The 14,153-nt window shown below is 39.9% G+C and carries 13 protein-coding genes and 1 pseudogene; 4 read left to right on the top strand and 10 right to left on the bottom strand.

Translation table 11 applies throughout. The features are described from left to right. Positions 1-22: 22 nt before the first annotated feature. The 5 genes from rplS to GGQ60_RS17220 form a co-directional block, all read right to left on the bottom strand. Positions 23-370, bottom strand: a complete 348-nt coding sequence (gene rplS / locus GGQ60_RS17240) for a 50S ribosomal protein L19 (RefSeq protein ID WP_183766670.1) — start codon at positions 368-370, stop codon at positions 23-25. Positions 371-508: 138 nt separating this feature from the next. Further along, entirely contained in the window at positions 509-1,183 is a 675-nt protein-coding gene (gene trmD / locus GGQ60_RS17235; RefSeq protein ID WP_183766668.1) for a tRNA (guanosine(37)-N1)-methyltransferase TrmD, read from the bottom strand. Positions 1,184-1,355: 172 nt separating this feature from the next. Then, positions 1,356-1,955 carry a hypothetical protein gene (locus GGQ60_RS17230; protein ID WP_183766666.1) on the bottom strand — a complete coding sequence of 200 codons (600 nt, stop codon included), beginning with the start codon at positions 1,953-1,955 and terminating at the stop codon, positions 1,356-1,358. 42 nt (positions 1,956-1,997) lie between these two features. Beyond that, positions 1,998-2,525, bottom strand: a complete 528-nt coding sequence (gene rimM, locus GGQ60_RS17225) for a ribosome maturation factor RimM (protein WP_183766664.1) — start codon at positions 2,523-2,525, stop codon at positions 1,998-2,000. A 187-nt stretch (positions 2,526-2,712) separates the two neighbouring features. Next, positions 2,713-3,273: a 30S ribosomal protein S16 gene (locus GGQ60_RS17220; RefSeq protein ID WP_183766662.1), complete on the bottom strand. Its 561-nt coding sequence runs from the start codon at positions 3,271-3,273 to the stop codon at positions 2,713-2,715. A gap of 142 nt (positions 3,274-3,415) precedes the next feature. On the opposite strand from GGQ60_RS17220, the pseudogene GGQ60_RS17215 reads away from it, so the two are divergent. Next, positions 3,416-3,936, top strand: a pseudogene (locus GGQ60_RS17215) (5' nucleotidase, NT5C type). Between the two features lie 58 nt (positions 3,937-3,994). Here GGQ60_RS17215 and GGQ60_RS17210 read toward each other — a convergent pair. Further along, positions 3,995-7,027: a DUF2135 domain-containing protein gene (locus GGQ60_RS17210; RefSeq protein ID WP_183766660.1), complete on the bottom strand. Its 3,033-nt coding sequence runs from the start codon at positions 7,025-7,027 to the stop codon at positions 3,995-3,997. Between the two features lie 173 nt (positions 7,028-7,200). Between GGQ60_RS17210 and GGQ60_RS17205 the strand changes: the two genes are divergently transcribed. Next, positions 7,201-7,524: a heavy metal-binding domain-containing protein gene (locus GGQ60_RS17205; RefSeq protein WP_025141635.1), complete on the top strand. Its 324-nt coding sequence runs from the start codon at positions 7,201-7,203 to the stop codon at positions 7,522-7,524. A gap of 86 nt (positions 7,525-7,610) precedes the next feature. Here the strand turns inward: GGQ60_RS17205 and pfkA are convergent, their stop codons facing one another. The 4 genes from pfkA to GGQ60_RS17185 all read right to left on the bottom strand — a co-directional run bounded on the left by pfkA (position 7,611) and on the right by GGQ60_RS17185 (position 11,659). Beyond that, positions 7,611-8,594 carry a 6-phosphofructokinase gene (gene pfkA, locus GGQ60_RS17200; protein ID WP_183766658.1) on the bottom strand — a complete coding sequence of 328 codons (984 nt, stop codon included), beginning with the start codon at positions 8,592-8,594 and terminating at the stop codon, positions 7,611-7,613. Continuing rightward, positions 8,587-10,281, bottom strand: a complete 1,695-nt coding sequence (locus GGQ60_RS17195; RefSeq protein ID WP_183766656.1) for a protein-disulfide reductase DsbD family protein — start codon at positions 10,279-10,281, stop codon at positions 8,587-8,589. The genes pfkA and GGQ60_RS17195 overlap by 8 nt, the downstream gene beginning before the upstream one ends. Positions 10,282-10,426: 145 nt before the next feature. Continuing rightward, positions 10,427-10,876, bottom strand: a complete 450-nt coding sequence (locus GGQ60_RS17190; RefSeq protein WP_183766654.1) for a protein-disulfide reductase DsbD domain-containing protein — start codon at positions 10,874-10,876, stop codon at positions 10,427-10,429. Positions 10,877-10,882: 6 nt separating this feature from the next. Continuing rightward, the gene (locus tag GGQ60_RS17185; RefSeq protein WP_183766652.1) at positions 10,883-11,659 is read right to left on the bottom strand and encodes a biotin--[acetyl-CoA-carboxylase] ligase; all 777 of its coding nucleotides are present in this window, start codon (positions 11,657-11,659) and stop codon (positions 10,883-10,885) included. Positions 11,660-11,703: 44 nt separating this feature from the next. On the opposite strand from GGQ60_RS17185, the gene rsfS reads away from it, so the two are divergent. Both rsfS and ftsH read left to right on the top strand, forming a co-directional pair. Further along, complete coding sequence (gene rsfS, locus GGQ60_RS17180) at positions 11,704-12,078, top strand: ribosome silencing factor (RefSeq protein ID WP_183766650.1); 375 nt, start codon at positions 11,704-11,706, stop codon at positions 12,076-12,078. 31 nt (positions 12,079-12,109) lie between these two features. Then, entirely contained in the window at positions 12,110-14,125 is a 2,016-nt protein-coding gene (gene ftsH / locus GGQ60_RS17175; RefSeq protein WP_183766648.1) for an ATP-dependent zinc metalloprotease FtsH, read from the top strand. The last annotated feature ends 28 nt before the right edge of the window (positions 14,126-14,153 follow it).

The following is a 14,153-nucleotide window of genomic DNA, read 5'->3' as shown; positions in this document are numbered from 1 at the left end:
CTATATCTTATAATAAAGAATATTATTTTCTTAAAGATTTGATACGGGCAGCTTTACCGGTTAAAGCACGTAAATAGAACAATTTCGCTCTACGAACCTTACCAAAGCTATTCACTTCTACTTTCTCGATGTTTGGAGAACTAAAAGGGAAAATACGCTCAACACCAACGCCGTTGCTCATTTTACGAACGGTGAAGGTTTCATTAGCACCTGCACTGTTACGTTGTATTACAACACCCTGGTAAATTTGAACACGTTCTTTATTACCTTCGCGAATTTTATAGTGTACGCTCACTGTATCGCCAGACTTGAACGCAGGAAAATCTTTTTTCGCGATGGCCTGCTCTTCAACAAATTTTACTAAATCCATGATTTTAAGCTATTAAACCAACTTTCTTTACCTTGAAAATCGGATTGCAATATTAGGGATTTTTTTTGATATAAAAAAACCTATTTTAATTTTTTCCACAATCTTTACGAATTCCACATTACGGCGTGTTAAATGCTTCTATTCCAAAAGATCAGGACGGCGGATTTTGGTTCGCTCCAAGGCCTGTTCATGTCTCCATTCATTCACTTTTGCTTCGTGTCCGCTTAGTAAAACATCAGGCACCTTATGCCCGCGCCAATCGGCCGGCCGGGTATAAACCGGGGCATCAAGCAAGTCGCCCTGAAAACTGTCTGACAGTGCAGAGGTTTCATCATTCAAAACACCCGGGATTAAACGTACTACCGCATCAACCACAATCGCAGCAGGTAGCTCTCCTCCGCTTAAAACATAATCGCCCACCGAAATTTCCCGGGTTACAAAGATATCGCGTATGCGCTGATCTATGCCTTTATAGTGGCCACACAAAATAATGATATTCTTTTTAATGGAAAGCTCATTGGCTGTGCTCTGATTTAAGGTTACGCCATCAGGAGTCATGAAAATAATTTCATCGTACTCCCTTTCAGATTGAAGTTTTTCAATACAGGCCGCAAAAGGTTCAATACTCATCACCATCCCACTGCCACCACCGTACTGATAATCATCTACACTTTTTTGCTTGTTGGTCGCATAATCACGTAAGTTATGCACTACAATTTCGGCAAGCCCCTTTTTCTGCGCACGGTGCAGAATGGAATGGGCAAAAGGACTTTCCAGCAGGGCGGGTAAAACAGTTATTATATCGAAACGCATAGCGCAAAGGTAAGTCTTTAGTCTGAGTCTTTAAACCAAAGTAGATTTTTACCTCATCTCTTTTATTACTTTCAGTTCTGGCCCTTTATCATTGATAATCACCTGCGTTTTTGGGAAAAGCTTAAAAATCCGTTTTTCCTCTTCGGTTATCAGAAACTATAGTTCGATTCACTTAAACCGTCCACTGGTCGTGAATAACGGCAACCAGGTAATAGGAATTGTTGTATTTTTTAAAAACAAACCGCAGGCTGGTCCAATCCAGTCCCTTGTACTTTTCGTCAAAACCTTTAAAATGATATTCTGTAAAATGGAGTTGTGGGTAGGCATCCTTCAGGTTATCGATTGAATTGCCTTTGCCTATTACCGCATCATAGCTTTTCTGCGGTGCATGCAGATAATCGGCATTGTAAATAAACTGATCAATATAGGCCTTTACCCTGATTTTGATGGCTTCGCCGCTTCCGTCAACATGGCCCCAGGTTAAAATCCAGTTACGTTTTATTGCTTCAAGAAAGTCTTTGGCCAGCACTTGTTTGTGTGTAGGATCGATAAAACCATAAGGCGAGAACCGAACGCCCTCTGTGGGATGGAATAGTGCGGCAAAAGCCTCGTAATTTTTGGCTTGCAAAGCGGTTAATGCTTTTAAGCCCGTCGCTTCAATTGAATCCTGCTGAGTTACCTGCCGTACTTTTGCAACCTGTATCGTTTTATTTTCTTTTCGGTTACAGCCTATGGTTAGTACTACAAGTATTAAAATAGATAAGCACCTCATACGAGGTAAAACGAAATACCGCCTAAAAAGTTTCTGCAAGGTCTATTTCTCTAAATAAACATCCAGCAGGCCTTCAGGCAAATCGACTGTTAAAATCTTTTCATCCTCATCATATTCTACAATAAAATCTTCATTTAAGGGGAACAGGATTTCAGTTTCTTTATACATCACCGAGGCCAAAAATTGCTGTGGATACTCGTTTACTTCCAAAATTTCGCCCAATTCGCCCAAAGTTTCATCAATGGCCAAATAACCTTTAAAATCCGTATAGAAAAACTCTCCTTCTTCGCGTTCGGGCATTTTCGACAGGGGCAGGTACAATTTCTTTTTTAACAAGGGTTGTACTTTATCGATATGATCGGCATCATCAAAATTAAAATAACCCGTTTTATTGGCCTGCAATTTTGCCGAAGACACGAAATAAGGCACCAACTTGCCGTTCATATCAGCAAAAACCACATCAAATTCAAGCTCTTCGTATTCATCAAATTCGAAAAATACCTGAACTTCTCCCTTTAAACCCCTGGTTTTGGTAACGTAACCGATGTAAAATGCTTCTTCGTGTTTCATATTCAAATTCAATCGTCTCCCCGAACCGAGCTTTTACGAGCCCACCGAAAGTAATTTAGCTCTGGACCTTGTGGTGATACAGATGCTGAAACAAGTTCAGCATGACGAACTGTAAATAATAATATCTTCTAAATAAAAATAGCGTTCCGGATTTCGGAACGCTATTTTTTTGAACGGAATAATTAAATTATTCTGCTCCTTCTTCTTTAGGAGCTTCTGCTGCAGGAGCTTCTTCAGTTGCTTCAGCCTCAACAGCTGGTGCTTCTTCTTCCACAACCTCTTCTGCAACGGGTGCATTTTTAGCTGCGATAGCTGCTGCTTTATCTTCTTTTTTCTTCGCTTCTGCCGCTAATGCCGCTTTACGCGCATCTGCTTTTGAAGCCGCTAAACTTTCTGATTTACCAGAAATTTTACCTGCTTTGGCATCTAACCAGGCTGCGAATTTTTCATCTGCCTGCTCTTGAGTTAAAGCGCCTTTTTTAACACCACCTTCCAAGTGTTTTTTGTATAAAACACCTTTGTAAGAAAGGATAGCACGGGCAGTATCAGTTGGTTGTGCACCACTGTTAACCCAAGCTAAAGTTTTTTCGAAGTCAATTTCGATGGTGGCAGGATTGGTGTTTGGGTTATAAGAACCTAAACGCTCAATAAATTTACCATCACGTGGAGCACGTGAATCTGCTACCACAACGTGGAAAAAAGGTTTCCCTTTTTTACCGAATCTTTGCAATCTGATTTTAGTTGCCATTTTCTTTTGTATTTATGTATTCAACATAGTCCCGGAGCTTCATGCTGCGGGCTGCAAAGATAAGTAAAATACTGGAAATTAAAAACATAGTTTAATTTCTTTGTTTTCAGGATATTTGCGCCAAAATATTTGCAGATACCAAATGGAAAGAATTGCAATTGACATGGACGAGGTAATTGCCGACGCCCTCGGAAAATTTATTAAACTCTATAACCGCGATTATAACGTTCCGCTCGATTTAAAAATAGAAGCCGGCAATGAAATTTATCACCATGTTCCGCAAGAAGTTAACCAAAAATGGTTCGAATATATTAACGAACCAGGCTTTTTTCGCGATATGGAAGTCATTCCTGATAGCCAGCGGGTAATTAAAGCCCTGCAACAAAAATACGATGTCTATATCGTTTCGGCGGCGATGGAATTCCGTAACTCGCTTATAGACAAATACGATTGGATGGCCGAACATTTTCCTTTTATCGACTGGCAGCACATCATGTTTTGTGGAAACAAAATTGTGAAGCAGACATCATGATCGACGACCGTATTAAAAATTTTGTTGGATTTAAAGGTAGGCCACTGTTGTTTACCTCACCACATAACTTACTCATTACCCAATACGAACGCGTAAACACCTGGGAAGAAGTAGCTGGTTTGTTGCTTTAATTTAATGAAGCAACAAACCAACATGACTTGTATAATCCGTTTATCGGCGTAATTTCAATTAAAAATTAAATTCACCCACAAAATTTCCTTTTCCCTGGTTGGCTACCAGCGGCATTACAATTACCTTGCGCTGCTGTTTACCGGTTGCATATTGAGTATAAATCTCAGCAGTTACCGTTGTTGGTCCGCTGATGTTGATCCGCCGGTCGCCATAATAATTCACTTCTATCTTGTATTTGCCTTTTATGGCTTTTTTAATCATAAACTGTTCGGGGCCGTAACCCGAGGTAAAATCGTTGCTGATTCTTCCGCCTATTTTCGTCCTCGAATTTCCATAAAATCCCTTTTCGCCGGTAGGATCGGTTAACCAAAGGTCGATATCGGTATCATTTTTATTCCAGTTGAGTACCACACGAACATCTACAGGCAGCGGCTGGATCAAGCGCTTATCAATTCCCTTCGTGCTGATGCTATTGCCATATTTGGTAATTAGGTTATTCATTTCTGAAATTACAATCTCTTCAATCCCCTGATCCCTGTCGGCAATCTGAGGATTATAGCTTTGGGTAAGCACTTTGTACAGGTTATCGAGCGCCGCCTGGTACTGCCTATTATCGGCAAGGGCCAGGGCATAATCGCGATAGCTCTGCGCATCCATTGGCCGCCATTGCAAAACCTTTTGGGTAATAAAAAGTTCATCTTTATAATTACCTGTCTGTTTTAATTTATAAGCCAGGGTTTTATATAAATCAGCGTTTTCGAGATCCAAATCGGCAATATTGCTCAAAATGGTTAAAGCCCTTACACTGTCTTTCTGCTGGTAAAACCAATTGGCTACATCAAAATAGAACATGGGTGTAGAAATATATTTCGATCGCATTTTTAAATAGGCCTGGTAAGCACTGTCAGGGCTACCCGCCAAATGCTTCATATAATCCTTATCGCTTTTAAATTCGGGGATCAAGATAGCGGGTTGTTGCGGCGCTGGTGCCGGCGGCATTCTCAAGGCACTATTCTGATTTACCTGCACGCCCGCAAGCCTGCCCTCAAGCGCATTTGAAACATTTCCCCTTATGGTTGTAACCGCTGCTGCAACAGCGCTCTTTCGTTGGGCAGTATAGCCTATAACCACCACCTCATTGAGTTGGTTCGTTTCTTTATCTCTGCTGGCAGCTGCAGCTTGCGGCATGGGCGGAACCACCATCTCAGCTGCTTTAACAACCTCCGTTCTTGTTACATCGCCAATTGGTTCTACCCCTGCAACCCTTTGATCGGGATCAGGGTATCTTTCTTTTTTCTTTTCCTGCCCTTTATGGTAAAAATCAGTGTTCCACCAGGTTTTCAATTCTTTGGTCATGGCTATTGCAGCATTGATCAGATCCTGTTTCTGTTCTAAAAGACTTACCCTGCGCTGTTTCAATACCGCATTATAATCCTGTTGTAATTCTACAGGCGGGGTAATATCATAACGGAGATAATCATCGAGGTTTTCTAAAACAATTAAACTGGTGTTTCTGGTAACGATCCCAAATTGTTTGCTTAAAACGCTGATGTCATCTTTATTTTCTTCGTATTGAATATCTAGTTCAGCAATTTTCTTCTGCGCCCAAACCCGGCGTACATCGATACTGCTTAAAGCGTGTTCTGTAGCATTTAAGCGAACGGTCTGTTCGGCGACTACGGTGTTTCCGAAGCCGAATTGTAGCGTAAATTCGGTATTAAAATCGCTCATTATGCCCGCCAGCGAAAAATGCCCGTTTACATTTACCTTCATTGAAGGGTAGGTTTGCCGGATACTGTTTCCGTTTTTGATCCCTAAAAACTGGAGGTTCTGCTGGTTTAACTGGTTAAAAGCATCGTTAACAGCAATGGAATTGAGGTTGATAAATTGCCCTCCTGTTTTTAAAGCAATGTATTTTAAAGTACTGTAATCAGCCTTTAATGCCGTATTGATGCAATGAACAGGTTTATTCAAAGCAATTGTATTTTTTCCGAAGGTAGATAAGCCATCGGTAAATAAAAGATACTCATCTGCCTGAATGCTCTTTGCATCTATCGCCCCTAAATTTGTACCCCCATCATAAACCAGGTTTTGCAATTTATCTTTTAATGCCGACCAATTGCCGTTTGAGATAACAAAGGTACCCGCGTTTTTAAAACCATTGTTTACTAAGCCCAATTGGATGGTTAAGTTTTGTTTTTGTTTGATGATTAAATCCAGCAATGCCATCTCTTTATCGGTATTGCGTTGAAGGCCACTTAATGACACGTCCCAGATCAAACCGATACGATTGGCCCATTTGCGGTTCCTGTATTCCATTTTTGGAAAAACATTCACCAAAAAATAATAACCGGATGAGGCTTTTTGCATTTGTACCTCAGGGAGGTTATTTCGCTTTGGCAGATTAATGGTCAGGCCGGTTCTGGGTTGGTAGTTGGTTTTATTAATTTCACCAGCATAAGTGTTTCCATTGGCTTTTAAATCAAAACTGCCATCAGGTTGCTCGCCAAGTTCCGGTTTGATAACACTTTCAAAAACGGTTGTCTTTAAGGTAAATTTTTCAATGGCCTGATTATAATCCAGGGGCAGGTGATACCGTAAAACATTGGCGTTATTAAAACTTAACTCCTCTTCGTAGCCTACCATGATGGTTCTGCTACCATTGGCAGGCAAAGGATAAATCCTGGTACGAAAATTATTTCCTTCGACCTTCTCCAGCAGACCAGGATCAACCCGGCGGCGCTCAATACTTTCGAAAACTTCGGTTCCTTTTGCTTTTTCTACAGGTACCGCTTCACGCATTTTTCCATTGATATCCAAAGCATAACGGCTTATGCTAACCCCTTCGGGCATAGGAAAAGTAAGTTCACCCTCTAAAATGCGGTTGCTGTTATTATGGAAAGTCATGGTCATCACTGTTGTGGCAATATTCCCGGTTATCTGTACGTCTATATCCAGTTTTTTAAGTTTAACCGCTTCTTTCTGTTCGGCCGTTCCGGCCTGCTGTACCTTTAACGTTGGCATTTGTGCATTGGCAAAAAAAACAACCAACAATAGTGGGAGTACGAGTAAAGTTTTAGATGTGCTCATAACAATGATTTTTAATAGTGATGCAAAAGCATTGTCGATTTCATAAATTTATTTTTTAGGGCGCTAGCCCTGGAGGAGTTGGTACCGCAAAACCACTTTAGAAACTTTAAAAAAGCTGTTCGGAAAATGTAACATTTTTCAGAAAATGAGTTCTAATTATAAAAACTGAAACGATGTTAGTAACCACAACGCCTACAGTTGAGGGCAGAAAAATTGTAAAATATATTGGTCTGGTTACCGGAGAAACAATTATTGGCGCAAATATTTTTAAAGATTTATTTGCAGGTATAACCGATATTGTAGGGGGCAGATCCAGTTCTTATGAACGTGTTTTACGCGAAGGAAAAGATACCGCCGTTAATGAGATGCAACAATACGCAGCCGCTTTAGGTGCCAATGCAATTGTTGGTGTAGATCTGGACTATGAAACCGTTGGTAGCGGTGGCAGCATGCTCATGGTAAGTGCCAATGGTACTGCGGTAATTTTAGAAGACTAAGAAATTGCTTATTGCGAACACTAAGCAAAAACAAGAAAGTCTTTCCGGTGCGGGAAAGACTTTTCTTTTTATATCCTGTTTTCGTTTTAAAACGAAAGTATATCGATTAGTTTAAGCCATTTGGTGCTTACTTTTTCTGCGTTAATGTGTTTAATAGCATGATCGAAGGGGGTAAAAATAATTTCCCGGTTTACCTGTCCTACCATTACGCCGCTTTCCCCGCTAATTAAACCTTCTACGGCTGCAACACCCAAACGGCTGGCCAATACACGGTCCATACAGGTAGGTTTACCTCCCCGCTGAATATGGCCCAGAACTGAAACCTTTGTATCATAGTGTGGATATTTTTCCTGCAAAATTTCGCCTACTTTAAATGCACCCCCGGTATCGTCACCTTCGGCAACGATAATAATTTTCGAAGACTTGTCTTTACGGCTGTGCTCTAATTTATGCAAAACATCATCAGCATTCATATTCGCCTCCGGAATCATGATGGCTTCAGCCCCGGCACCAATTCCGCTTCTTAAAGCAATTAATCCCGAATCACGGCCCATTACCTCTACAATAAAAAGCCTGTCGTGCGATTCGGCAGTATCCCTGATCCTGTCTACAGCATCGATAACCGTATTAATGGCAGAGTCATAACCAATGGTAAAATCGGTACCCGCTAAATCGTTATCTATTGTTCCGGGTAAACCTATAATCGGGAAATCGAATTCTTTAGAAAAAATATTGGCTCCCGTAAACGTTCCGTCTCCACCGATTACTATTAAAGCATCAATTTCTTTAGCTTTCAGGTTTTCATACGCTTTCTTCCTGCCTTCAACGGTTCTAAAAGCTTCACTTCGTGCTGTTTTTAAAATAGTACCCCCGCGCTGAATGATGTTGGCCACAGATTTCCGGTCCATGGGGATAAAATCATTGTTGATCAGCCCTTCATAGCCCCGGATGTAACCGGTTACCTCAATGTTATAATAAATAGAGCCTCTAACTACAGCCCTAATGGCGGCGTTCATGCCTGGCGAATCTCCACCAGAGGTTAAAACGCCAATATTCTTGATCTTATTCATTTGTTTGTTTCTTGGCAAATTCCGATAATCCTTTGTCCAGATATTGCAAATATTTGTCTATATTAAATTCTACTCCGATAGGGGGTGAAACTAATTCTTTCTCATCGGTACCCAAAAGTACATAATATGGCTGCGAAATGGTATTAAATCTTTCAGCCTGTAAATGTTTAAACTTTTTACCAACCGTATTTACTTTGGTGCCCAAAATTTTCGAATCAAATTTTTCCGCTTCGGGAAGATCTGTTTTGTCATCGGTATAAAGCGATACCACAATATAATCCTCTTTTAATTTTTTAAGCACTCTGGGGTCAGACCAAACACGGGCTTCCATTTCGCGGCAATTTACACAGCCATGCCCGGTAAAATCAAGGAATAACGGTTTTTTTACTTCCCTCGCATAGGCTAAAGCTTCCTCATAATCGAAGAAACCATCAATATGATGTGGAATATGTAGAAATTCAGAATATTTACGTTTAGCATGATTAGCTGCTGCAGTTTGGTTTGAACCACCACCATTATCCTGGCCGATAACAAAATCCTGCGTAGAAAGCGGAGGAACCAGCGCACTAACTGCTTTCAAAGGCGCTCCCCACAGGCCCGGAATTAAATAAACCGCAAATACAAAAGTTGCAGTAGCAACAAATAACCTGGGTACAGAAACATAAGGAAGATCGCTATCATGAGAGAATTTGATTTTCCCCAGTAAATAAACACCCAGAATTATGGCAAGTACAATCCAGATGGCCAAAAATACCTCACGGTCTAATATTCCCCAATGATAAGCCAGATCTGCCGTTGAAAGGAATTTTAAAGATAAACCCAGTTCCAGGAAGCCCAGGAAAACTTTAATCGAGTTTAACCACCCTCCGGATTTTGGCAAACCCGTCATCAAACTTGGGAAAATGGCAAACATGGTAAAAATTAAGGCCAACGACAGCGAAAAGCCAAACATGACCACAATAGGGGTTAAAAGATCGGTATTAATAGCCACCAAAGAGGTTCCAATAAGCGGACCTGTGCAAGAGAAAGAAACAACGGCTAAAGTTGCGGCCATAAAAAAGATTCCGCTTAAGCCTTTGGCATCTGATTTTGCATCGAGTTTGTTTACAAATGAACTCGGCAGGGTAATTTCGAAAGCCCCTAAGAAGGATACGCCGAAAACGACCAGAATAAGAAAGATAAAAATATTAAAAAATCCGTCAGTCGATATTTCATTTAATGCACTGGCACCCCAAATCAAGGTTATAATAACGCCTAATCCAACATAAATGACAATGATCGATAAACCATAAATAATGGCACTTCTGATTCCTTTTGCCCTGCTTTCGGCCCTTTTGGTAAAAAAACCAACAGTAAGTGGCACCATCGGGAAAATACATGGAAGAAAAAAAGCGGCAATACCGGCCAATAAACCTAAGCCAAAAGTTACCCAAAGTGATTGTTTGGGAGCATCTTTACCCCCTATGGTAGCCTTTTCAACTTTGGCTGTATCCTTTTTGAGGGTGTCTTTTTCAGTTTTTACCTGGCTATTGGCTGCACTATCCTGTGCTGAACCTACTTCAGTAAAAACAATATCATCGGGAGGAGCGGTTGCTGTAGTATCTTGTGTTACGGCGGCGAAACTTTTAACCGCTGGCAATGCGATAAACAAGCCGGCCATTAGTAACAATAATAAAACCTTTTTCATTTGTGTATTATGTGTGTGTTTGAGCCCGTGAAATTAAGCATAATTTTATAAATGGCTCTCCATAAACCTGTATACGGAATAGATTTTACTTTAAAAAGAAACAGTCCCGAAAATTCGGGACTGTTTCTAAATATTTTGAGCTCAACTATTTAACGGGTACGCTGAATTCAACTTCTTCAGGAGGAAGACATTGTTTATCGTTACAAACCATAAACTCTACTTTACCTTTAACCACAGTAGTACCTTTGTTTAATTTTATTTTTTGTTGAAAAATAACTGCTTTTTCAAAGTAACTTACGTTCATTTTAAAGGTGCTTTCGTACTTAACAATGGCCTTAGGCTCGATGGTTTTGCCAACAAGACTAAAATCTTTAGACGGAGCAAATGTAAAGGTGGTTTTTACAGGCCCGCCGTCTTTAACATTTTGCGAGTAGATGTGCCATCTGTCATCAATTGTCGCTTTTAAATAGATTACCGCTTCTGTTTTACTTGTTTTTTTTGCTGAGTAAGCCCATGTTACCGGCTTTTCGATCTGAGCAAATGCGCCGGCAATGGTAAAAAGTACCATCGAAAGCACTAAGGTGATTTTTTTCATTCGTGTTTATTTTGTGTGTATAAATTCTATTTCTTTAAAGTTAAAGCTCTTTAAGCCATCTTTGGTATCAACAGCTAACCTCCCGCCATCTTCAACTCCTGTAATCAGACCTTCAAAAATCTCTCCATTATGTTTATATAACGCAGAAACCTGATAGTTGTATAGTCTTGCAAGGTAATCATTTTGTAAAATATGATAATTCCCTGCTCTCAAAATTAAGTAGTATTTTTCCATAAACAGGAATATTTTCTTCATAATATCCAGTAAAGGAACATTTTTTTGTAAAATTTGAATGACCGAAGTGGCACGTTCACGGATATTTTCTGAAAATTCTGATTGATTTATATTTAAACCAATGCCAATTACCGATGATTTAATCGTGGTACCTGTCAGTATATTTTCAATCAGTATGCCCCCCAGTTTCTTTTGCCCATAATATATATCGTTAGGCCATTTTACTTTTATACCCTCGCTTACAAAACAGGTTAAAGCATCGCTTACAGCCAAACTAACCGCTATATTAAGGTAAAACTGTTTATTTAAGGGCAGGAAAGATGGTTTTAAATAAATACTGGTACTGATGTTTTTACCCGCCTGGGTTTGCCAAACGTTTTCTTGCTGTCCGCGGCCTGCAAACTGATTATCTGCCATAATTACAGTACCTTCGGCTAATGGCTCGGATTTTGACACCAAATCTTTTAAAAAGTTATTGGTAGAATCAACTTCTTTTAATTTGATTAAATTTTGACCAACAAATAGTGTCGAAAAAGTGTTATTTTGCAAGTGTTGAATTTATATTATTTTAATTCCAAAATTAAAGCATTTTAATGGTAAAAAAGAAAATAGTAGCCCTTTCTACATACCTTTCTGAATTGGCCGTACATGGCATACAAGAAAAAAAAGGAGAAGATATTGTGCGGTTAGATCTAAGAAATATTCATACTTCAGTAGCGGATTATTTTATTATTGCGAGCGCCAACTCTGCTACGCAGGTAAAAGCTATTGCTGATAGTGTAGAAAAAGAAATATATAAGGCCACCCAGGCCGATCCACGGCATAAAGAAGGTTTTGAATCAGCAGACTGGATTATTCTTGATTATTTTGATGTGGTTGTGCACATTTTTAAAACCGAAAAGCGCCACTTTTATGGCATAGAAGAACTTTGGGGGGATGCAGAAAGCACAAATTATCAAAGCGCATAACCCTTAGCACCAATTTTTTTGACAAAGACAAATGAACGACAATCAAAATACCAACGAGAAACAGGGAAAAAGAATTCCAAATATTCCGAAAAAACCACAGAAAGGATCAAAATTTAATATTTTCTGGGTTTATGCGGCCATTATCATTGCGATTATAGCAGCACAGTTTTTATTTACTACTGATGGAGGTAAAGAAGTTACCTACCAAAAGTTTGAACAACAGATGTTACTTAAAGGTGATGTTCAGAAAGTTGTTGCCTATAAATCAGACGATTTAGTAAGGGTGGAGGTTTACATCAAAAAAGATAGCCTGAAAAAACCCATCTACAATGCATATAAAAGCAATAGCACCTTTAATGTAAATGCAAACAATGGCCCGATTGTATTTTTCAATGCCGGCACTATGGATGGCCTTGATAAACAACTTGCCGATTCGCAAAAAGACCTTCCTGCCAACCAACCGAGGGTATTGGCAGAAAAAACGAGCCGCAGCAATCCATTGGCAAGCTGGTTTTTAAGCATTATTTTACCCGTATTGCTTTTAATCGGTTTCTGGATCTTTATGATGCGCAGAATGGGCGGCGGTGCTGGCGGTGGTGGTCAGATTTTCAGCATCGGAAAATCAAAAGCCACTTTATTTGATAAAGAGAGCCAGGTAAACATTACTTTTAATGATGTTGCAGGCTTAGAAGAGGCCAAAACAGAGGTAATGGAAATTGTTGATTTCCTTAAAAACCCTAAAAAATATACGGATCTGGGTGGAAAAATCCCCAAAGGCGCCTTATTGGTAGGTTCGCCGGGTACTGGTAAAACCTTGTTGGCCAAAGCCGTTGCGGGTGAAGCACAGGTTCCTTTTTTCTCTTTATCAGGATCTGATTTCGTAGAAATGTTTGTTGGGGTGGGTGCATCACGTGTGCGCGATTTATTTAAACAGGCAAAAGATAAATCACCATGTATCATCTTTATTGATGAGATTGATGCCATTGGCCGTGCCCGTGGTAAAAATGGTGTGATGGGCGGAAATGATGAGCGCGAAAACACCTTAAACCAGCTTTTGGTTGAAATGGATGGTTTCGGAACCAATACACACGTGATCATTTTGGCTGCAACCAACCGCGCCGATGTTTTAGATAAAGCATTATTAAGAGCCGGAAGGTTCGACAGACAGATTTATGTTGACTTACCGGATGTTATAGAGCGTAAACAAATTTTCGAAGTCCACATTGCTCCGCTTAAAAAATCAGAAGAGCTTGATACTGAATTTTTAGCCAAACAAACCCCTGGATTTTCAGGTGCAGATATTGCAAATGTTTGTAACGAAGCGGCCTTAATTGCAGCGCGTAAGAATAAATCGGCGGTTGATAAGCAAGATTTCTTAGATGCAGTAGACCGTATTGTTGGTGGTTTAGAAAAGAAAAACAAAATCATTACGCCAAGCGAAAAGCGTGCTATCGCTATTCACGAGGCCGGTCATGCTACAGTAAGCTGGTTGCTGGAACATGCAGCGCCATTGGTTAAGGTCACGATCGTTCCACGCGGACAGAGCCTAGGTGCGGCCTGGTATTTACCAGAAGAACGTTTAATTGTTCGCCCTCATCAAATGCTCGATGAAATGTGCGCAACGATGGGCGGTAGGGCAGCTGAAAAAGTAATGTTCGATACCATTTCTACAGGTGCCTTAAGTGACTTAGAAAAAGTAAACAAACAGGCCAGGGCAATGGTTACCATTTATGGTTTGAACGAGAAATTAGGTAACATTACTTATTACGATTCTTCAGGTCAGAATGAGTATAATTTCTCAAAACCTTACTCAGAAGACACTGCTTTAACCATCGATAAGGAAATTTCGGCATTAATTGAAGGCCAATACCAGAGAGCGATCAAATTATTGGAAGAAAACAAAGATAAGTTGATTCAATTGGCTGATATTTTGATCGAAAAAGAAGTTTTATTTAAAGATGATTTAGAAGTCATTTTTGGTAAACGTTTATTCGAAAATCAAGCAGAAAGCGGAACTCCCGGACATATTACTCCGGTAGAAGCATAAATAAATAATTTCTATTATTACATTTGCT

Source organism: Pedobacter zeae (genome assembly GCF_014196715.1).
Classification (GTDB): domain Bacteria; phylum Bacteroidota; class Bacteroidia; order Sphingobacteriales; family Sphingobacteriaceae; genus Pedobacter; species Pedobacter zeae.
This window is presented reverse-complemented; position numbering and strand designations above follow the sequence as displayed.

Excerpts from the sequence above, each read along its gene's own strand:
- rplS (WP_183766670.1), bottom strand. The coding sequence starts at position 370 with ATGGATTTAGTAAAATTTGTTGAAGAGCAGGCCATCGCGAAAAAAGAT.
- trmD (WP_183766668.1), bottom strand. The coding sequence starts at position 1,183 with ATGCGTTTCGATATAATAACTGTTTTACCCGCCCTGCTGGAAAGTCCT.
- GGQ60_RS17230 (WP_183766666.1), bottom strand. The coding sequence starts at position 1,955 with ATGAGGTGCTTATCTATTTTAATACTTGTAGTACTAACCATAGGCTGT.
- rimM (WP_183766664.1), bottom strand. The coding sequence starts at position 2,525 with ATGAAACACGAAGAAGCATTTTACATCGGTTACGTTACCAAAACCAGG.
- GGQ60_RS17220 (WP_183766662.1), bottom strand. The coding sequence starts at position 3,273 with ATGGCAACTAAAATCAGATTGCAAAGATTCGGTAAAAAAGGGAAACCT.
- GGQ60_RS17210 (WP_183766660.1), bottom strand. The coding sequence starts at position 7,027 with ATGAGCACATCTAAAACTTTACTCGTACTCCCACTATTGTTGGTTGTT.
- GGQ60_RS17205 (WP_025141635.1), top strand. The coding sequence starts at position 7,201 with ATGTTAGTAACCACAACGCCTACAGTTGAGGGCAGAAAAATTGTAAAA.
- pfkA (WP_183766658.1), bottom strand. The coding sequence starts at position 8,594 with ATGAATAAGATCAAGAATATTGGCGTTTTAACCTCTGGTGGAGATTCG.
- GGQ60_RS17195 (WP_183766656.1), bottom strand. The coding sequence starts at position 10,281 with ATGAAAAAGGTTTTATTATTGTTACTAATGGCCGGCTTGTTTATCGCA.
- GGQ60_RS17190 (WP_183766654.1), bottom strand. The coding sequence starts at position 10,876 with ATGAAAAAAATCACCTTAGTGCTTTCGATGGTACTTTTTACCATTGCC.
- rsfS (WP_183766650.1), top strand. The coding sequence starts at position 11,704 with ATGGTAAAAAAGAAAATAGTAGCCCTTTCTACATACCTTTCTGAATTG.
- ftsH (WP_183766648.1), top strand. The coding sequence starts at position 12,110 with ATGAACGACAATCAAAATACCAACGAGAAACAGGGAAAAAGAATTCCA.